Annotated in this window: 9 protein-coding genes; 1 reads left to right on the forward strand and 8 read right to left on the reverse strand. The window is 61.3% G+C overall.

Going from position 1 to position 20,530, the window contains the following annotated elements; genetic code table 11:
• Positions 1-86: 86 nt before the first annotated feature.
• The 7 genes from rfaH to RVM26_RS03630 all read right to left on the reverse strand — a co-directional run bounded on the left by rfaH (position 87) and on the right by RVM26_RS03630 (position 15,196).
• Positions 87-602, reverse strand: coding sequence for a transcription/translation regulatory transformer protein RfaH (rfaH, locus tag RVM26_RS03600; protein ID WP_498940860.1), 516 nt, complete (start codon positions 600-602; stop codon positions 87-89).
• Between the two features lie 246 nt (positions 603-848).
• Positions 849-2,177, reverse strand: coding sequence for an aminotransferase class I/II-fold pyridoxal phosphate-dependent enzyme (locus RVM26_RS03605; protein ID WP_498940862.1), 1,329 nt, complete (start codon positions 2,175-2,177; stop codon positions 849-851).
• Positions 2,174-9,517 carry an SDR family NAD(P)-dependent oxidoreductase gene (locus RVM26_RS03610; protein ID WP_498940864.1) on the reverse strand — a complete coding sequence of 2,448 codons (7,344 nt, stop codon included), beginning with the start codon at positions 9,515-9,517 and terminating at the stop codon, positions 2,174-2,176. The genes RVM26_RS03605 and RVM26_RS03610 overlap by 4 nt, the downstream gene beginning before the upstream one ends.
• Positions 9,514-11,133 (reverse strand): LTA synthase family protein, encoded by a 1,620-nt coding sequence (locus RVM26_RS03615; protein WP_498940866.1) that lies wholly within the window; start codon positions 11,131-11,133, stop codon positions 9,514-9,516. Before RVM26_RS03615 ends, RVM26_RS03610 begins: the two co-directional genes overlap by 4 nt.
• 1 nt (position 11,134) lies before the next feature.
• Positions 11,135-11,944, reverse strand: a complete 810-nt coding sequence (locus RVM26_RS03620; RefSeq protein WP_498940868.1) for an SDR family NAD(P)-dependent oxidoreductase — start codon at positions 11,942-11,944, stop codon at positions 11,135-11,137.
• On the reverse strand, positions 11,941-13,176 hold the full coding sequence (locus tag RVM26_RS03625) for a capsule polysaccharide biogenesis protein (RefSeq protein ID WP_498940870.1): 1,236 nt from the start codon (positions 13,174-13,176) through the stop codon (positions 11,941-11,943). The genes RVM26_RS03620 and RVM26_RS03625 overlap by 4 nt, the downstream gene beginning before the upstream one ends.
• 1 nt (position 13,177) lies before the next feature.
• Positions 13,178-15,196 carry a capsule polysaccharide biogenesis protein gene (locus RVM26_RS03630; RefSeq protein WP_498940872.1) on the reverse strand — a complete coding sequence of 673 codons (2,019 nt, stop codon included), beginning with the start codon at positions 15,194-15,196 and terminating at the stop codon, positions 13,178-13,180.
• Positions 15,197-15,422: 226 nt separating this feature from the next.
• Here RVM26_RS03630 and RVM26_RS03635 point away from each other — a divergent pair, with 226 nt between their 5' ends.
• Positions 15,423-17,438, forward strand: coding sequence for a sensor domain-containing diguanylate cyclase (locus tag RVM26_RS03635; RefSeq protein ID WP_498940874.1), 2,016 nt, complete (start codon positions 15,423-15,425; stop codon positions 17,436-17,438).
• Here RVM26_RS03635 and RVM26_RS03640 read toward each other — a convergent pair.
• Positions 17,435-20,509: a bifunctional diguanylate cyclase/phosphodiesterase gene (locus tag RVM26_RS03640; RefSeq protein WP_498940876.1), complete on the reverse strand. Its 3,075-nt coding sequence runs from the start codon at positions 20,507-20,509 to the stop codon at positions 17,435-17,437. The two genes, RVM26_RS03635 and RVM26_RS03640, sit on opposite strands and share 4 nt — an antisense overlap.
• Positions 20,510-20,530 lie beyond the last annotated feature (21 nt).

The raw sequence follows: 20,530 nt of genomic DNA on the forward strand, positions 1-20,530 counted from the left end.
CATTTGCTCGTGCCTCGCAAGATTCGTTACGCCGCGCTACGGTTGATCATTCACCGTTTACCATCATTCGCCATTCGCCATTCGCTTCACCGCTTTTCCAAGCTTTCAACCGGTAGTTCTACGTGTTGTGGGCGTTGGAGGACGTTGAGCAATACGATGGCGCGTTCTTCGCCTTTGCAGCGGGTGAAGATGGCTTCTAGATCTTTGAAGGGGCCGTCGGTGATGGTGACTTTTTCACCAGCGGTGAAGTAACTGTGGCTGCCTTCTTGGCGATGGGGCTGGGCACGCAGGGTGTCGACGAGGGCGTCGGGTACGGCGATGGGCGTGTTGCCAAAGGTGAGCAGGCGCAGGACGCCACGCGTAGAGCGGATGGGCCGCCAGTTGCTGATGACCTGGTCTAAACGGATGAATAGATAGTAGGGAAATAGCGGCTCAGTGATGGTAGTGAGCTTGCCTTGCCGTTTGCGTTTGACGTCCAGCACGGGGTGGAACACCTCGTAGCCCTGGTTGGCGAGGTGTTCGGCAGCGCGGAAGGATTCACCGCCTTTGCATTGGATGACGTACCACTGGGCGGTCGTGGTTTGGGGTGTTGCAATTACCATGCGGTTACCTTTTTTTGCCCTGGGTGGCGTGATAGGCGGTGGTGAGTACCCGTAGCGCGGTGTAAGCGGAGCGCACCCGCGAAGCAATGCGTTAGCGTTGCCGATGGGGGCACAGAGGGTCGCGGTGGCGTAATCGGGGCGGCTGGCGCCGCCCTTCGCGGGTGCCTCTTTCGCTCGTTTCTCTCGCTCAATCGTTACGCCGCGCTACGGTTCACTCCTCACTCCTCACTCCTCACTCCTCACTCCTCACTTTCCCTCCGCCAATAGCTTCTCCAGTACATCCAACGTCTCGTCGATGTGCGCTTGGGTGTGTTCGCAGGAGAGGAAGAAGCGTAGGCGGGCGCTTTTTTCCGGCACGGCGGGGTACAGGATGGGTTGGACGTTGATGTCTTTTTCGAGCAGGGCGTTGGAGAGCTTGGCGGCCAGGGGTGAGCTGCCAACGATGACGGGAACCACGGCGGAGCCGATGCTGTGGCCGGTGTCCATGCCGCGTGCTTGCGCCTGTTCGAGGAAGTAACGGGAGATGGCCTGTAGCTTGGCGACCCGCTCGGGTTCCTGGGCCATGAGTTCCAGCACCTTGAGCGAGGGGGCGGCGACCTGGGCGGGCATGCCGACGCTGTACAAAAAGCCCGGTGCGAAGTAGCGCAGCGTCTCGACTAGCGCGGTGCTACCCGCGATGTAGCCACCGCAGCCGGAGAGCGTTTTGCTCATGGTGCCCATCCAGATATCGACATCGGTGGGGTCGATGGCAAAGTGTTCACGCAGGCCCAAGCCGGTTTTGCCCATCACGCCGAAGGAGTGGGCTTCATCCACCATGAGCCAGGCTTGATGGCGCTGTTTGAGGGCAATGAAGCGCGGCAGGTCGGGGATGTCGCCGTCCATGCTGTAAAGCCCTTCGATCACCACCAGCACGCGCTCGAACTGATGGCGGTGCTGGACAAGCAATGCCTCCAAGGCGTCGGGGTCGTTGTGGCTGAACGACATGCGTTTGGCGCCGGAGAGCTGGGCACCGACCAACAAGCTGTTGTGGATGTACTCGTCGTGGAGGATCAGATCCTTGGGGCCCAGCAGGTAGCCTAGCGTGGAGACGTTGGTGGCGTGACCGCTGACGAAGGCCACGGCATCTTCCACGGCATACGCCTTGGCGATGGCCTGTTCCAGCTCGCCATGAATGGGCCGTTCGCCCGAGACCACACGGCTGGCAGATACCGAAGTGCCGTAGTGCTGGGCGGCCTCGCAGGCGGCCTGGATGACCCGCGGGTCGCCGGAGTAGCCCAGGTAGTTGTAGCTGGCGAAGTTGATGCAGGTGCGACCTTGCATGACGCTGGTGGCCCCGGCCAGGCCGTCGTGCACCTTGAAGAACGGCACCTGCAAGCCCAGCTGTTGCGCGCCCTGACGCATCATCGAGAGCTGTTGATAGCCTGGGTGGGCATCGAAGCGGGTGAAGCGTTCGGGCACGGAACGGGTTGCCCCTGCACTGGTGGCAGGGGCAGTGGGCTGGCTGGCTCTTGCGGTAGGGCGCTTGCGCGCCTGTTCCAGTAGCTGGCGTTTTAGTTCTGAACGCTTGGCGGTCATGGTGTCTCTGTCGCTGGGGAGGATGCGGGCTCACTGGTAATGCCGTCCGCGCCGTGGCGGGCGGCCAGAGAGGCTAACGCATCTTGCGGCGACTCTTCAACGTCTTCATCGTGCTGGTGGAGCTTCTGGATCAGCACGCCTGCCAGCTTGTCGAGGGTGGAGGCTTCGCTGAGGACCATGACCGGCACTTGAACGCCCAGGCGGTTCTCGATGGCGGTCATCAGTTCCACGCCCATCAGCGAGTCGAAGCCCATGTCGTACACCGAGCGGTTGACGTCGATCTTCTCTTCGTCGATGAGCAGGATGCTGGCCAGCTCTGCGCGCAGCAGTTCGGTGATGGTGCTGTGCAGCTCTTCCGGCGAGAGGTCGGCCAGCAGGGCGCTGATGTCGTCGTCGCTATCCAGGCTGCCGTCGTCATCGCTGGCGCGGGCAATTTCGTCGAAACGCGGGGTGTCGGAGGTGGGCAAAAAGCGCGCCAGTGCGCCCCATTCCAGCTCCAGCACACCCAGGCTTGGCCCAGGCGTCAGCAGCATCTGTTCCAGCACCTTCAGGGCATCGTCGGAACGCAGCGCTGAGCCTCCCAAACGCTCTTGGAGGGCATCGCGGGTGCGGGTGTTGCGGGCCAGGAAGCCGACGTCTTCTATGGCGCCCCAGCGCACGCAGGTGGCCGGTAGACCTTGGGCCCGACGGCGGGCCGCGAACGCTTCGAGCCAGTGGTTGGCGGCCACATAGTTGGCTTGGCCTGGGTTGCCGAACAGGGTGGTGGCCGATGAGTAGAGCACGAAGAAGTCGAGGGTGTCGTTGGCCGTCAGCGCCTCTAAGTGTTTGGCACCGTCGATCTTCGGTGAGAGCACATTTTGAATCCGCTCGGCATCCAGGTTGCGAATCAGGCCGTCATCGATGACCGTGGCGGCATGCACGATACCGCGCAGCGGACTGAGCTCGCGTTTGGCGCGCTCGAACACTTGTGCCAGGGCATCGCGGTCGGTAATGTCGCACGCCGCCGCCAGCACGTTCACACCTTGCGCTTCGAAGTCAGCCACGGCTGCTTGCGCTTCTTCACTGGCCGGGCCGCTGCGGCTGAGTAGAATCAGCTCGCGTGCGCCTTTATCGACCAGCCATTGTGCGGTTTTTAGGCCAAAGCCACCCAGGCCGCCGGTCACCAGGTAGCTGGCATTGCTGGGTAGCTGCATGCTGGCGGTGCCCAGCTGCTCCTGGCGCGGTGGGGCAATGGGCTGCTCGTAGGTGACGACGACCTTGCCGATCTGGCGCGCCTGCTGCATGTAGCGGAAGGCATCGATGACCTGGCTGTGGCTGAAGGCGGTAAACGGTAGCGGGCTCAGCGTGCCGTCGTTGAACAGTGCCATCATTTCGCCGAACAGGCGCTGAGTGAGGGCCGGCTGCACTTTCATCAGCTGGTCGGAGTCGATGCCGAAGTAGCTGAGGTTGTTACGGAACGGGCGCAGGCCAATGTGGGTGTTTTCGTAGAAGTCGCGCTTGCCCAGCTCCAGGAAGCGACCGAATGGGCGCAGTGCGCGCAGGTTCTGGTTGATGGCTTCACCGGCCAGGGAGTTGAGCACGATATCGACGCCTTCGCCTTGGGTGTCTTCGAGGATTTCTTCGGCGAAGGTGAGCGAGCGGGAGTCATAGAGACGCGCTTCGCCCATTAGGCGGAGGAAATCACGCTTCTCTTCCGAGCCCACGGTGGCGTAGATGTCGGCGCCCATCCACTGGGCAATTTGCAGCGCCGCAATGCCCACGCCCCCGGCAGCACCATGGATCAGCACCTTTTCACCGGGCTGCAGGCGTGCCAGGTGCTTCAGCGCGTAGTAGACCGTGAAGAAGGTGGTCGGAATGGTGGCGGCTGCGGCGTAGCTGACGCCTTCGGGCAGCGGTGCCACGGCGTGCTGGCTGGCGACCAGGCGGTCGCTGAAGCTGGCAGGGCCGAAACCGACCACGCCTTGGCCGGGGGCCAAGTGGGTGACGTTGCTGCCGACGGCCACGACTTCCCCGGAGAACTCCAGGCCCAACGTGGGGCCGGCAAAGCCGTTTTCGATGGCTTCATCGGAGAGCAGCCCGAGGGTGTACATGACATCGCGGAAGTTCAGGCCGGTGGCCTTGACGCGCACTTCCACCTCGTTGGCACCCAGTTCGGGGAGCTGGCGTGGCCGCCACTGTAGCTGGCGCAGCTGGCCGGGCAGGGCAAAGCCCAGCGTCATGGCCTGGCGCGGCGCTGCCTGGCTGGCCTTGTGCGGGTGCGGGGCGGGCAGGGTACGCAGGCGGGTGGCGTAACGGGTGCCTGCCTGGGTAATGACCAGCTCGTTTTCCGCATCCGGGTGGGTCACGGAATCGGCCATACAGGCCAGGGCCTCGCTGCTGGGCTGCTCGGGCAGTTCCAGCAGGGTGACGCTGTGGCCCACGGCTTCGTTGGCCAGCGAGCGGCCAAAGCCCCAGAGTGCGGCGTCGTCGCCGTGCTGGTAACCCTGGGTGAGCAGCCACAGCGTGACACGGCTGCCCTGGGCTTCCAGGCCGCTGTGTTCGAGGGCCAGCGACCACTGTTGAGCCAGGTGGCAGCGCTGGGTCTGTGCGGCGGTAGTGTCTTGGCCCAGGCCGCGCAGGTCCAGTACGTTCAGCGCGGCGGGAGGCGTTTCGTGCTGGCGCAGCTGTTCGGCCAGCAGGGCCGCAGGCTCGCCATCGCTGAGCAGGGTGACGTTCTCCAGCGCTGCGGCCAGCGCGTTGGCCAGGGCTTGCTGAGCAGCGTCGGCAATGACCAGGGTATGTGCCTGGGTCGCTTGCGCTGCGCTGCCCGGCTGTTCGCTGGGGGCTTGCGCGTGCAGCAGGTAGGCGCCGTTCTCTTCCAGCTCGATGGGCGCGGTCACGCTGAGCCCTTGGGCGGAGAGCCACTCGATGAGGGTGGCTTGTTCCAGCGCGGCCTGACCGATGCCGGGGGTGGCCAGCAGGTCGTCCAGCCAGCGGCTGGGATGAATGCCGACCACGATGAACTGTGCGCCCGGTGCCAACTGCGAAGGCAAGGCCTCGATGAGCTGGCGGGTGCGCTCGGGCTGGGTGACATCGGCGCTGATGAAGGCCAGCTGGGCTTTTTGTGCTTCTGCCAGCGTGGGCAGGGTCTCTTCCAACGGCTGAACGTCGATCAGCGGGTAGCGTTCCTGCAGCTGCTCCGCTTGATGGCGCGCCGTGTCGCTGGTGGTCAGCGCACGGTAGCGGTAGCTGTCGGTGACTTTGGGCGAGTGATGGGCAAGCCGTTCCAGCAGGCGTTGGCCCAGCGCGGGGGCGCAGGGGCCTGCTTCCAGCAGCGCCAGCCGCTGGCCTTCGGGCAGGGCGGCCAGGGCTGCTTCCATCAGGCTGCCCAGCTCGCTGGCCAGTACTTGCCAGCCGCTTTCACCAATCAGGACGCGGTTGATGCCTGCCAGGTGTTCGTGGGTGACGCCCAGGCTTTCCAGGGTGTCGGTGCCACGCGCCAGGGCTTCCTTGTGCAGACCGAGCCTGCCCACCAGATGAATGGGGGCGAAGTAGTCCGGGTAGTCTTGGACCAGCAGTTGCCAGATGGTTTCCGGGGGCAGGGGCGCTGATTCGTCGCTGGCGGCATCGTCGCCGGGTGCGGTGGCCTCGGCAGGCTGGCCCTGCTGGGCGAAGGCTTCGCTGAGGCTGTCCAGCAGCGGAGCGACTTCCTGGGCGTAACGCTGGCCGGTGCTGGCGCTGAAGGCATCGCTCAGCCCCATCAGGCGTGGCAGGGCTTCGCTGGGCATGGGTAGCGTGACGGCGCTGAGCGGCGCGGGCGTGAGTTCGATATCCAGGTAGCTGAAGTGCTGGTGGTGCGCGCGGTTGAGGCGAATGGCCTTGAAGCGGGTCTGGCTCAGCACCGCCACGGCGCGCCCTTGGGCATCGTAAAGCTCGAAGTCCGCCGTGAAAGAGTGCGGAGCACGCTTGCCCATGACCGCACGCGCCAACACGGGCGTGCCTGCCTCGGCATTGACTTGGATACGACCGACGCGCACCGGTACGAAGGCGAGTTGGGCGGCGAATTCACTGTGCTGTGCCAGCAGCGGAATGAACATTTGGAAAGCGCTATCCAGAATGCCCGGATGCACGTGTAGCGTGTTTAACTGAGCCGCTACCGCCTCTGAGAGAGCGATTTCCCCAATGACGCTATCGCCCTCGATCCAGCCGCGTTGAATCGCCTGAAACGCTGGGCCATAGTGCAGGCCGATGCGCTCGGCCATGTGCAGATGCTCATCCAGGGTATAGTCAGCATCACGTTTGGGCAGCGCTGGCGCCCTGCGGTTGAGCAGGAAACCGCGGCTTTCGCGCATCCGGCGTGCCACGGCATTGAGCTGCCACTCGCTTCCCGTGGCGGGCTCTCGGGAGTGGATGGCCAGACGTCCATCATCGGGGTCGAGGGTGAGACGCATGGTACGGCCATTGGGGCCGTCCAGCAGCAGCGGCGCGCGAATTTCCAGCTCTTCGATATCCAGCAGCGGGGTGTCTTTTTGCTGCATGGCGGCGGCCAGGGCCAGCTCGATGAAGCCCGCGCCGGGGAAGACGGCCCCTTCACCCACCACATGGTCGGCCAGCCAAGGCTGCCGCTTGGTGTCCAGCTGGCTTTCCCAGGTGTGCTCTTGCTGCGCTAATGGGTAACCCAGCAACGGGTGCTGGTAATAGCGTGATAGCAGGCCTTGGCCGTCGTTGGTGCCTTGAACCCATAGGTGAGTGCGCTGCCATGAGTAGCGGGGCAGCAGGACGCGCTGGCCCTCCACGGGGAAGAAGTGCTGGCTGTCGAGGCTCAAGCCACTGAGCAGCAGTTGGCTGGTGGTGCGGTTTAAGCCCTCTAAACCGGGCTTGTGGCGCTCGATGGTGCCGAAGACCAAGCCGCTGCGCTCTTGCTGGCGCAGCGATTCGTTGAGATAGCGGCGTAAGATCGGGTGCGCCCCGACTTCGACGAAGACGTTGTAACCCTGCTCGATGAGGGCGGTCGCGGCGTTATCGAAGAGCACCGGCTCGCGGATGTTGAGCCACCAGTAGTGGGCATCTAGTTGTGTGCCTTCACTGACCGCCCCGGTCACGGTAGAGACGTAGGGGATCTGGGTGGCTTGGGGCTCGATGTCCGCCAGCGCGTCGACCACACCCGACTGGATGCTATCCATGGCAGGGCTGTGGAAGGCGTAATCCAGCGGCAGGCGCTTGGCAAAGGTGCCTTCGGCACTCAGCGCAGCTTCCAGCTCGCCGAGCTGGTCGCGATCGCCCGCCAGGGTAATGCCTTTGGGACTATTGATGCCCGCCAGACTGATCTTGTCGAATTCGGGCTTGGCGAGCCAAGGAGTGATCTCATCGGCACTCATCGCCACCGCCGTCATTTCCCCTAGGCCGCGAGTTTTGCCCTGATAGTCACTGCGGTAATAAATCACTTTGACCGCGTCTTCCAGGCTCAGTGCGCCAGATGCCCACGCGGCCGCTACCTCGCCTACGCTGTGCCCAAACACGGCGGCTGGCGTAATGCCTTGCGCTTTTAGCCACTCGGTCAGCGCCACCTGAAGGGCAAATAGTGCGGGCTGGGCGATTTCGGTGCATACGAAGCGGCTCTCTTCGCCTTCTGACCGGTTGCGGCCTGCTAATTCATCACGCAGAGAGAAGCGACCGTAGCGCTGGAACAGAGCGTCGACACGGTCGATGGCGGCCGTGAAGTCGGCGTCGGTATCCAGCAGGTCATGGCCCATGGTTTCCCACTGGCAGCCGTTACCGTCGTAGACGAACACCGGGCCTCGGGCATTGGCGAGGCGCTCTAGCGTCATGACGGGGCTGGCCTCTCCTTCGGCAAACTGGCGCAGTGCCGTGGCGGCTTCGTCAGCGCTGCTGGCAAAGCAGAGCGCCCCGTGGCTGTGCTGCTCACGGTGGTGATAAAGCGTATGGGCTATATCGTAAAAATCCTGCCCGGATACCTGCAGGTGCTGGGCCAGCGCCAGTGCATTGTCGGTCAAGGCCGCTTCACTGCGGGCGCTAAGGCGAATGGGCAGCGGGGTAGCGGGTGTTTGGCGAGGCGCTGCCGCTTTTTCCGGTGCGCTCTCCAAAATGACGTGGGCATTGGCGCCACCAAAGCCAAACGAGTTGATGCCAATCACCAAACGGCCTGTGGGTTTCAGCGGCTGGGCTTTGGTGACCACGCTCAAGTTCCATTCGTCGAACTTGATGCGCGGATTCAGCTTGCGAATGCCGATGGTCGCGGGCACCTCGCGGTGCTGCAGGCTATAAAGCGCTTTGGCAAGCCCCGCCACGCCCGAGGCGGTTTCCAGGTGGCCGACATTACTTTTTACCGAACCAATCGGCAGCGGCGTTTGCCGATGTTTGCCAATGGCCTCGCCAATGGCGCGGGTTTCGATGGGGTCGCCAACGGCGGTGCCGGTACCGTGGGCTTCTAAATAGTCGATCTCATCGGGGGAGATGCCCGCTTGCTCGTAGGCGCGACGCATCAAGTCGGTTTGAGCGCTGGTGTTGGGCACCGTCAGGCCGGATTTATGACCGTCGGTATTCACGGCTGACCCGGCGACCACGGCCAGTATGTTGTCACCGTCGGCGACGGCTAAGTCATAATCTTTGAGCAGGAAAAGTCCTGCGCCTTCGGAGCGTACGTAGCCATTACCCGCTTCGTCGAACACCTGACAGCGCCCGGTGGGCGACAGCATGCTGGCTTTGGAGAAAATGATGAAACCGTAGGGGTGCAGGTGCAGGCTGATACCGCCCGCCAGCGCCATCGTGGTTTCACCGCTACGGATGGATTGGCAAGCTTGGTGAAACGCCACCATCGAGGACGAGCACGCGGTATCCAGCGACATGCTGGGGCCGTGCAGGTCGAAAATGTACGACAGCCGGTTGGAGGCGATGCTGGACGTGTTGCCCGTGGCCGTGGAGGCGTCGATGGCCGCCATGTCGTCGGCCAGCCGATAGGAGTAATCCAGACTGGCCACGCCCACGAAGACGCCGCACTGGCTGCCACGCAGGGTGCTGGGCACGATGCCCGCGCTTTCCATGGCTTCCCAGGCGAGCTCTAGCAGCATGCGCTGCTGGGGGTCCATATTGGCTGCTTCCCTGGGGGAGATGCCGAAAAACTCTGCGTCGAACCCGCTGATATCGCCCAGGCTACCGGCGGCGAACGTCACGCTGGTGCCGGGGTGGCGCTTGTCGGGGTGCCAGAACGCATCGTGGCTCCAGCGGTCGGGCGCTACTTGGGTGACGAGGTCTTTTTCGGCTTGCAGGTCTTGCCAGAACGTTTCAGGGGTGGTGCCTGGGAAACGATGGGCGGCACCGATGATGGCCACGCGTTTAGTCATTCTTGCTCCTGAGGTTCTGGTTCTGCCTTGATCACATCGTTACTTATATCGTGTCCAAACACTTGTTTAAATAGCCGAAGGCCAAGTTCGTTGGCGGCTATGTCCTGCGGCGGCTGCTTGGCAGGCGTTTGGTCGGGTGGCGTTGGTTGCGTCGACCATATCATGTATGGGGTGCTGCCCGTAGGGGGCATGAAGTACCCGTAGGCATCCGGCAGTATAGGCACATGGTCGCCATACCAGCCCAGTATGCCAGGCCTCATGCGCTCGTTTAGCGCGGTTTTAACGTTCGCCAACATTTGATCAGCTTCACCTAAGTGGTGCAAATAGACGGCGAGTTCACGCAGGTGGTCTGCAAGCGGCCAAGTCGCGTTGGGTAGGGTCGCCGCCAAGCGTGCCTGCGTAGGCGCCTCCAAATGCAGCGGGCCGTGGTTTTCCATGGTGATCACGAAAATAAACAGCGGCCTATTATCGTCATCTTTCAGCAGGCGTCCAACCTTTCGTGCCACGGCCTGGTCACCGATGTATTGCCCGTGTTTGTCGCTACTGTCAAACGCGCTGATATCGATGAACGTATCGAAACCCAACTGCGGCATGACGTTATCGCGCATGTAGAAGGTAGCGGGGTAGGGGTGCACGCAAATAGTGCGGTATCCCTGGGCGCGAAAAGCGCTCGCCACGCTGGGTAGCGGGTGACGGCTTAGCGTGCGGTAGGGGTTGAACTGGCGGGCACCCCAGGCGCTGGGTGCCAACCCCGTGAGCACGGCGCATTCGGTGCGTACGGTATTGGCCCCCCAGGCCGGCACGCTCAACTCGCCCTTTTCGACGGCCTCGGTAAAGGTGGCATCGAAATGTTGCAGTAGCGTCGGCGCAACCTCTGGACACCATAGGCGCGGATCGAAAAAGGATTCGCTCTGGACCAGGACGACATTGGGTCGCTCGGCGCTATCTTGCGAAGCGACGGCACTGGGCTGGCTGGCAGCCGCGTAGGGGGATGCCGAAGGGGCAGGCGGTGACGAGCGCATCAATGCTACCCCATAGGCCCAAAGGCTGGCATATAGCCCCACGCGATGTAGGTCCTCGACCGGTTGCAGGGACATGGCGCCGAGTGAGCGTAAACCAACGGCTACCAGCACCGCCCCGAGCCCGGCCAGCAGTCCGGTGCTTTGTAAAAAGAGCACGGTGCTCCACTGGCTAACCAGCGACGGCTCCACATAGAGAAAGCTGCCAATGGCGATGGCCCCCGCGCTGCTGGCCGCGATGGCGAGGCCAATGCCAAAAAACGGGACATAAAGCCGTGGGTGCAGGATGGCGTCCCAGAAGTACTCGAAGTCGTGGCAGATGAACGGTTCGTTGAGCGTTTTGGACTTGGTATTGCTCGACTGGACCACCACGAGCTGGAGCGACAGCACGAAGACCACGGCAAACCAGGGACGCTGGAGCAGCAGCGTGAAAAGCCCAAATAGCAGTAGCCAACTGCCGAGATGGATCACATTGGCTGCCATCGGCCGCTGCCAGAGAGGAGCAGGCCGTGGAGACAGCAGCGCTTCGAACGCTAGGCTGAACACTAGCCCGATGAAGAGCGGCAGGCTAAGCGATAGGAGCAGGTGGCCAAGCATCTTACCGGCCTCCTACATGATCGAAACCCAGTCGTTTGATGAGCCACTGCGACACGCCTGCCGGCAAGACGGCCAGCCACCAAGTGCCGAAGTTGAGCGGAAACGGGAAGCTGACTCGCGCGCGGTTGGCGCGAATACCACGAATGATCACTTTGGCGGCTCGTTCGGGTGGCCACTCAAAGGGCTTGGGGCCAGGCATGGCATTGCACATGGGGGAGGTGACGTAGCCGGGCATGACGACCGTTACCCCGATGCCGCAGGGTGCGAGCAAGCCGCGCAAGGCTTCGCCATACGCTTTGATGCCCGCTTTGCTGGCACTGTACGTGGGCGTGCTGGGTAGTCCATGCCAACCTGCCAGTGAGCTAATGAATACCAGTTGGCCGCTACCCCGTGCGCGCATGGCGGGTACCAAGTGCTGCGCCATGGCAATGGGGGTGGTCAGGTTGATGTTCAGCAAGGCTTGAACATCGGCCCAGGGCTCGAGCTCCCCCAACTGCTCAGGATGTGTGTTCTTGCCTGCGTTGGCGATCACGATATCGGGCAACTGCTCGGCACGGAGTGTGGTGAGCCACTGCGCTAGTGCCTCCTCATCAGTGAGGTTGATGGAGGAGAGCGACACGTCAGCCCCTTTTTCTCGACAGGCGTTAGCCACGTCCTCTAAGGCGCTGACGTTGCGTCCATGCAGAATCAGATGCGTCTGGGGCGTCGCATACGCCTTGGCGAGCGCTCCGCCGATGGCCCCCGTGGCGCCGGTAATCAGTACGCGGCGTGTGTGTGGTGTCTTTGTCGAGTACGTTGCATCAACACTCACAGCAGCTTCTCCAGAGGGGATGGGCAGGCTTCTAATATGTGCGCAGCATTATTGACCGCAAGATCGATGCTGGGCTGGCAGTAAAAACCGCCGTTTACCTGGGCGGTATGCATCACGGTATTGCGAAAATAGCCGAACAATTCGGCACTGGGCGGTGGTGGCTGGTGCCAAAACTCCTCCAGCGAGCCTTCGTAGGTAAGGCCTGCCAGATTATAAATGGGGTCGCTGAGCGCAAAGGTGGGGCAACCTGATTCAAGTGAGACGATGCCCACGGTGCTATTCACCGTGACGGTACCCACTGCATGCTTGATCAGCGCATTCAGATCGCCGGACTCGAGGTACACGATGCGCCCATCCAAGCCGTAAAAGTCTGAGAGACGTTGAATGATGGAGGGGTAATCCACGAGTCCCATATCGAGCGGGTGGTTCTTGATGCACAGCAAGGTATCGCTTGGTGCATGTTCGGCAAACGAGCCCATCACGTGGTCCATGACCTCTTCCATGTTGGCGTAGGGAGAGTGGTCACGAATTTGCGCATCGGTATTTAGCTGTAACGGCAGCATGAAGTAGGGCTTGCCACTTCCGATCAATCGCTTAATCCGTGCTGCATCGCGTTTTTTCCACTGTTTGAGCAGCGTGAAGCGCTTTAGGTAGCCCGCATACTCCACCGGTGCGGTAATGGGCGCGTGGTTGCGATAGCGCGGTGCGACCAGGGGGTTCGCCAGACCGGCGACATGGTACGCCACATCGTGCATGGCGCGGATTTTAAACGATGAGCGAAAGCGTACTGGAGAGGGAAGCTCAGGTAACACTTTGCCCGTTTCATAAAACCAGGTGGGATCGCGAGGCAGCAGCGAGTGGCCGTTGACTCCCTCACGTTCCAGCGTGATCCAAAAGGGGCGGAAGTAGCCCTCTTCAAACACGTGGGTGCGAATGCCTGCGGCCGGGGCTTGGTCGACCGCTGGGCGGTGCACGGGACGCCGGTCGCCGAACAGGACCTGGTCGGTAATGCCGTAGCGTTGCCATAGTGAGGTGACGTAGGCGGGCAGCTCGCTCAGAGGGCCGCGAAACAAGTGGCTATGACTGTGCGTGCGCTGCCAATAGAGGAGATCGCCCGCGTTGAAGTTAACTTTCACCACGCGGTGGCCGTCGTCGGTGAGGCGGCGGGCTAAGCGTTGGTAAAAGGGCGAGCAAACGCCTTGTAAGAATAAGAATGCGCGCTTCTGCTTCAACTCAATGGCTTCCAATCAACAAGTTACGATAGCAGCGATAAAGGCGCTGCTTCCATGTAAGTAGCGGTGTTTGTGCATTAGATTGTTGTAACTTTGCCCGCTCCAATAGGCTGACGACGGTCTCGGCATTGCAAAGCTGACCAGAGGTGGGGTCGACGTAATTGGGGTACAGCAATAGCGTGCCAGCAACGAGGGCATCCAGGGTGAGCGTCCGGTTGCGCCTTGGGCAGCGCAGGGCGTCTTGCGTTAGCCCCCAACCCGCATAAAAAGGCAGGCCATAGGTCGTCACTTGACGATGACGCAACAGAGCTTCAAAACCGGTCAGCGAGCTCATTGTATGCACGGCATCCACGCGCTCTAGCAGAGCGGTGATGTCGACGTGGCTGGCGTCCAAATCATACAGACGTTTGGCATCAGTATCGAGTTTGCCTACTCGAGCCCCGCTGATCACATCAGGGTGTGCTTTGTAGATGATGAAAGCATTCGGCTGAGATTGGCGCACGGCTTTTAGCAGCGCGCTATTGGTGCGGATCTTCGGTGAGCCGGTGGCGATGGACGCATCGCTCTCGACTTGTCCCGGCACTAAAATGACCGTTCGATGATCGGGTAAGGCAATGTCTGCCGCCCCAGGCACGTTATATTTCGATAGCTTCAGGGTGACAAGGCGTTGGCGCAATTCGGCGGCCCTGGCCAGTAAGTCATCGCTAAATTCATGCTCGTTGAGTAGCGTTTCCAGGTCGCTTGGCTGACTGGGGTCGTAATAAATACCGTGGCGGTCTATCACCAGTGACAAGGGTTGAGTGAGGTCGACGCCCAGGCCCACCGAGCGGATAAAACCGTCTTCCATGCGCCAAAGATGAGGCAACAGTTCGCTGTGCTGCGTTTTGAAGGTGCCGTCGATACGGCTCGACCATACCAGCAGCCGTTGAGGCTCGACGGCTTGATGGGGGAGTCTCTTTTGATAACGAACGCGGGCAGCAGGGCCCAGAAAATCGCTGATAAAACGTCGCTTCCAAGAGGAGAAGCCGCAAGCGAGCCATGCGCCTCTCAACCGTTCTTGCTGACGCTTTTGGTCAGCGATGAGGTGTATCGTCTCTTCCAGCGTGGATGGCTGGCCCGTGTAGGGGTTAGCGTAACGGCAATAGCGAAGATAGGCCGCCGCGAATACTTCTGGTAATGTACGAGAACGCGTGCGCCGCGGGCAGGGGAGTTGGTCTTGGGTCAGGCCCCAGCCAGCATAGAAAGGGGTGCCAAAGCAGTGGACACGTTTGCCCGCCATAAGCGCTTCGAAGCCAAGCTGGCTAGTCACCACATAGACGTCGTCGACTTGGTCGAACAGGGCCCAGGGGTTGATATCTTCGCTGATGACCTGGCAGCGCGGGTGTTGAAGAGCGCTGGTAAGGTGCCCTTGCTTTTTACCCGCAATCACATCGGGATGAATTTTGACCAGCACTTTGGCCTGGGGGTGATAGGCCAGTGCGTGCTCCAGCATGGCTGAAAAACTGGCGGCGCTCGCGCCACCATACTCGATGGATGCATCCCCCGCCGTTTGGTCGACCACTAACACGGTGGCGCCACTAGCGCTCAGAGGCTTGTCCGGCGCATGGTTATATTTCGATAAGCGATAACGCTTTAGTAAGGCGACGCAATGTTCGGCCCTGGATACTTCTTCCGACGAAAAGTCGGCGGTCGCTAGCCACTGCTCTAGGTCGCTGGGTCGTGAGGCGTCGTAATAAATGCCGCTGTAATCCACTACGAGACTATGCGGTTGGTAACCGGCACTACTAAGCCCTAAAGAGCGTAAAAAACCATCTTCCAGGGCGACGTAGGGAAGACGGCGCTTGTTGGCGTAGCGCCTTGCTCGGCGGCTGGTAGGTTTCAATCCCCACCCAATGACGGCGTCTGGTTGGGCACTGAGGGGACGAAGCGGAAGGACGTCGTCGAATTCTCTTAAAAATGCGGCGAGTGGTGTGATGCTGCCAATGCCTTTAGAGGTGTAACCCGCCGTACGTTTTGCCATGGAGTGTGCCGAAATGTTTTGTCGGGTGGTTTGCGAGATAGGCGGCGAACATACGTGAAATAAGCGTGGTTATCAATTCGCACGCGCTTGGCTTAGAAAATAGCTAAGTTGATTTGTCTCAACGCGCACATTTCAGTTGTTTTTGATAAGTTATTTCTTTCGAGCCATGATAGCGTCTGAACTCGCGAGCCCCACTCAAGGAAAGTTAACGAAATAGGGTTTTCTGGTGCGCCTAGCCCCCCTGATCCATCGACTGATTACGCTTCGTTCGCTAAAAAGCCGGCTGCTGCTGGGGCTTTCCTGTGCGCTGGCCATCTTGGCGGGGGCCGTGCTGGGCATGGCGTGGCAGGTCGGCAAAATTATGGTGCACGAGATCAATATCGCCCACCTGCGCTATGAAGCCGATTTGCTGGCCGATGAGATTACTCAGCAGGTGAATCAGCGCATTACTGCGTTGGAGCTGTTGAGCAGCGCCATGGGGTCCGCCAACGAAACGAGTTGGTTATCGTATGAGCTGCAGAAAAACGATGCCTTGCTCTCCTGGTTCGATGGACTGATTGTGAGTGACGAGTATGGTGAGATCGTGGCGGACTGGCCCAGTGTGGTGGGGCGAGTGGGACTCGATACGGCAGAACTCGAGTATTTCAAGATGGTACGCGGTACACGCCGCCCTTATGTGAGCGAGCCTTTTATTGGCCGTGCAAGCGGCGCACCCATGGTGCTGATGATCGTACCTCGGCTGGACGAGGAGCGTCGTTTTGCCGGGTTCGTAGCGGGGATGGTGAGCCTGGACCGTAGCGGCCTGTTCAAGCGATTGGCCACGATTCGTTTGGGTGACCACGGCTTTGCGGCGGTTTCCACGGCGTCAGGCAAGATTCTTTACCACCCTGATTACGAGCTGGTGAATGCAGAAATCAGTCACGCCCAGCGCAATGCCCTGCTGGACCTGGCCCTGGACGGCTGGCAAGGGGAGGGGGTCAGCGAGCTGGCCGACGGGCGCTCCAGCCTGCAAGCATATGCGCAAGTGTGGCCAGCCAACTGGGTCGTTGGGCTCTATTTGCCCACCGAGCAGGCGCAGCTTCCGCTTTCGGGCTTCATCTCCAAGCTGTTTGGTATCTGGCTGGTGATTTCCCTGTTGATGATGCCGCTGCTGTGGTGGTTGCAGGCGCGTATTCTCAAGCCCCTGGAGCATCTCGAACGCCAGATTGGTGAAGTAGGGGCTGGGCGGCGCTCGCAGTTGGCCCTGGCCACGGGGATGCAGGAGCTACAGCAGGTCGCCACTACGTTCAACCGGGTGGAAGGGGAACGCCAGCAACTGGTGGGCCATTTGCAGGAGCGTGAGGCATTTCTCGATTCGGTGCTGAGTGCCACGCCTCAGGGCATGTTCGTGGCCAACTTCGGTGGCAAGATCACCTACATGAACCCTGCGCTTTTGCAGATGCTGAGCATTTCAGCCGATACTCCGATGGAGCAGTGGCTGACACAGATTCACGCGGATGAACGTGAGGGTGCGCGTGATATGTGGCTGCACAGCTTGAATAGCGGCAGTGATTTCGTGCGCCAGCTGCGTTTTCTGCGCAGCGACGGCGAAACGCTGTGGCTGGACATTCATGCACGGGTGGTGATGTTGACCCAAGGCGGCCACTCCTTGGGGTTGGTCGGTGTGGTGAAGGACATTACCGAGCGGCGCCAGCAAGAGGCGTTGCAGCGCTGGGAAGCCGAACATGACCCCTTGACCGGGCTGTTGAACCGACGTGGCTTCGAGCGCCGCCTGGAAGAGGCCTTCGCCGATTTTCAGAAAACCAGTACGCCTTCGGCGCTGCTGCTGTTCGACCTGGATCACTTCAAGCCGATCAATGACGAAGGCGGCCATGCCTTGGGTGACGAGATGCTGCGCCGTATTGCTCAGGTGGTGGCCTGGGAGGTGCGCCGCAGCGACCACGTGGCCCGCCAGGGGGGCGATGAGTTTGGCGTGCTGTTGCCTAGCTGCACGCTGGGGCAAGCCAAGGTGATTGCCGATTCACTGCGCAAGGCGGTGAGCGAGGTGTCGGTGACCCATGAGGGCAAGGAATATACCGTTACCTTGAGTATTGGGGTGACCGTCTTCGATGAAAGCGATGACGCCGTGGAAGTCGCCCTGGCCCGTGCCGACGCCGCCAGCTACGACGTCAAGGGCCAGGGGCGCGACGGCGTCATGGTCAAGCTGACGAGGGAAAGCGACCCGATGGCGTTGTTCGATTAACCCAGCGCAAACCCTTCCGCCTGCCAGGTTTCCAGCCAGCCTGGTAGTGCGTCGGCGGGCATCGGACGGGCAATGCCGTAACCTTGTGCCAGATGGCAGCCCATGGCCAGCAGGGCTTTGGCATGCTCCATGGTCTCGACCCCTTCGGCCAGCACCGGCCGTGAGAATTTTCTGGCCATGAAGATGATGCTTTCCACGATGGCCTTGTCATCCTTGCTTTCCAGCATATCGCGCACGAAGTCGCGGTCTACCTTGATCAACTGCACGGGCAGGCGACGGAAGTAGGCCAGCGAGGAGTAGCCGGTGCCGAAGTCGTCCAGGGCAATTTCGATGCCGAGCCGCTGGCACTCTTCCAGCACGTGCAGGGCGGCCTGCATGTCATCCAGCGTGGCCGATTCGAGTATCTCGATGGCGAGCAGCCGTGAGGGGACTTGCGGGTAGTACAGCAGCAGCTGTTCCAACTGCGGCAGAAAGCCGGGGTGCAGCAGGTGTTGCGGGCTGATGTTGACACTCACCTGCAGTTCGATGCCCATGGCCAGCCAGCTTTGCAGCTGCTTCAAGGCGGCTTCGATGACCCACTCGCCCAGATGAAACTCCAGCTCGCTGCCTTCCAGCAGGGGTAGAAACTCTGCCGGGTTGCGCAGCCCGTGTTGCGGGTGAATCCAGCGAATCAGCGCTTCCGCCCCGACCACGGTGTGCGATTTGAGATCGACCTGGGGTTGGTAGTAGAGACGAAACTCGTTATTGGCCAGGCCGTGCTGAATGGCGCTGCGCTCTTGCTGGCGCAGTTTGACCAGGTGTTCTTCATCGGTGCTGTAGCGGACGCACTGGGCGATCCCTTGGGTCTTGGCCTGGTACAGCGCCTGGTAGGCATGGCGAAACAGGGCGTCTGGGTCGACGTTGTCTTTGGGGTAGCTGGTCATGCCGAGACAGGCGGTGAGCTTCAGCTTTTGCCCGTTCACATGCAGCGGCTGCTGGATGGCGTGCTGGATGGTGGACGGGGTAAGGCGCTGGACTGGCCCGGCCAACACGAACTCATCGCCGCTGAGCCGCGCCGTGATGCCCTGGGCCTTGAAGGGGCTGACCAACGCTTCCAGCCGTTTGGCAATGCGCTTGAGTATTCTGTTGCCGGTGGCGTAGCCAAACAGGTCGTTGAGGCGTTTGAAATCGTCGATGTTGAGGATCGCAACGGCCAGCGGGGTGTCCTGACGTACCAGCGCTTCCAACTGCGTGCGGGCCAGCCGCTGGTTGGGTAGCCGCGTCAGCTCGTCGATATTGGCGGCTTTGTACAGCGCTTCTTCGTGCAGCTTGGTGTCGGTGATGTCCGACTGGATGGCAATGAAGCCGCCGCCGGTTTGCTCGTTGGCGGGCAGCGGGTTGCAGCTGATATGTACCCAGTACGGGGTGCCATCCTTGCGGTAGTTGAGCAGCTCTTCCTCGAAGTGCTGGCGGTGGCGCAGGGCATGGGCGATGCGCAGTACCGTGGCGCGGTCGGTGGCTTTGCCCTGCAGCAGTTGCCCCGGCTTCTTGCCGACCGCTTCTGCGAAGGTGTAGCCACTGAGCCGGGTAAAGCCATCGTTGATCCATTCGATGTTGCCGCGTGCATCGGTGATCACCACACCGTTGCTGGTATTCTTGGCCACCAGAGAGAGCCGTGCGATAGCCTGTTGGTCTTGCTGCTGCTGGCGGTGGTGGCGCAGAGTGTTGATGAACTGCCCGATACTGCCCAGCAGCGGGGCCAGGTACTCCACCAGGTCGGGATGATAGCCCCCGGGGCGATTGGCCAGGCCAATCATGGCGATGCAACGACCGTGGAAGTGAATCGGTGCCCCCAGAAACGCATCGAGCGGTGGATGCCCCGGTGGCAGGCCTCCGCGCCTGGGGTCGTGGGCGGGCTCATTGGCAATGACCACTTCTTCGTGGCGCATGACATGACCGAACAGGGTGTCCAGGTTGCTGAATACCATGCCGTTGGGGGCGTTCTGAGCGTAGAACTGTCGCGAGGGCTCGTCCCAACTGATGTCGGTGATGGCATGGGCCACCAGGTAGGGCGTCTTGTCGGGGTGGTAAAGCACTTCGCCGATGAAGCCGTATTCGCTGCCGGTGAGGGTGAGCAGGTCGTCGAGCAGCGGGTTCAGCGCCTTGGCATTGCCCTGTTCGTCGATGAAGCTGGCCTGCGCCCGCATGATGGCCTGCTCCAGTGCCTGCTGGCGCAGTAGCTGTGTTTCGACCTTCTTGCGGGGGGTGACATCGAGCATGGTGCCGATGAGCTGCACCACTTGGCCATCCACGGCCAAGGGGGTGCCGGTGATTCTGACCCAGAGCGGCTCGCCCGAGGGGGGCTGCATCTCGAAGATGTCGTTGAAGGGCGTTCCGTGGGCAATGGCGGTGTCGATGGCTTCGACGAGCCGGGCGCGGTCAGCCGAGGTGTACGCCTGCATGCGCGCTTCGAAGGTGTTGGCTTGCCGAGCATCGGTTTGATAGAGCGCATCGACCACATCGTTCCAGTGGGTGGTGCGGGTGGCGACATCCATCTCCCAGAGGCCGATGGCGGCATTGCCAATGGCCTGGTAGGCGCGCTGGCTCAGGTAGTGTTCGAACTGCAGCATGGTGCTGCTGGCCAGTTGTTGTAGCAACTCCCGCTGGATAGGGCTCAGTTGGCGGGGCTTTTGATCCATGACGCACAGCGTGCCGATGATGTTGCCATTATCGGCAACCAGCGGCATGCCTGCATAGAACACGACATGGGGCGCTTCACTGACCATGGGCAACTTATGGAGCCGCGCATCCAGGCGTGCATCCGATACTTCGAACAGCTTGGGTTCGAGGATGGCTTCCCCGCATAATGAGAGCTGACGCAATACCTTGGGGCTGTATTCGCCCACGCCACTTTTGACCCAGACGTGACTGGCATCCACCAGCGTGATCAAGGCCATGGGGGTTTCGCAGTAAGCAGCCGCTAGACGGGTGATGCGGTCAAACTCCTGGTCAGCCGAAAGATCCCCCAGTGTGTACCGCTTCAGGGTGAGAGGCCGCTGTGCTTCGTGTTCAGGGACGGCGGGCTGTACCATACGTAACGTATCCGTGATGCG

It is taken from the genome of Halomonas sp. KM072, from assembly GCF_050710315.1.
Classification (GTDB): Bacteria; Pseudomonadota; Gammaproteobacteria; order Pseudomonadales; family Halomonadaceae; genus Vreelandella; species Vreelandella hamiltonii.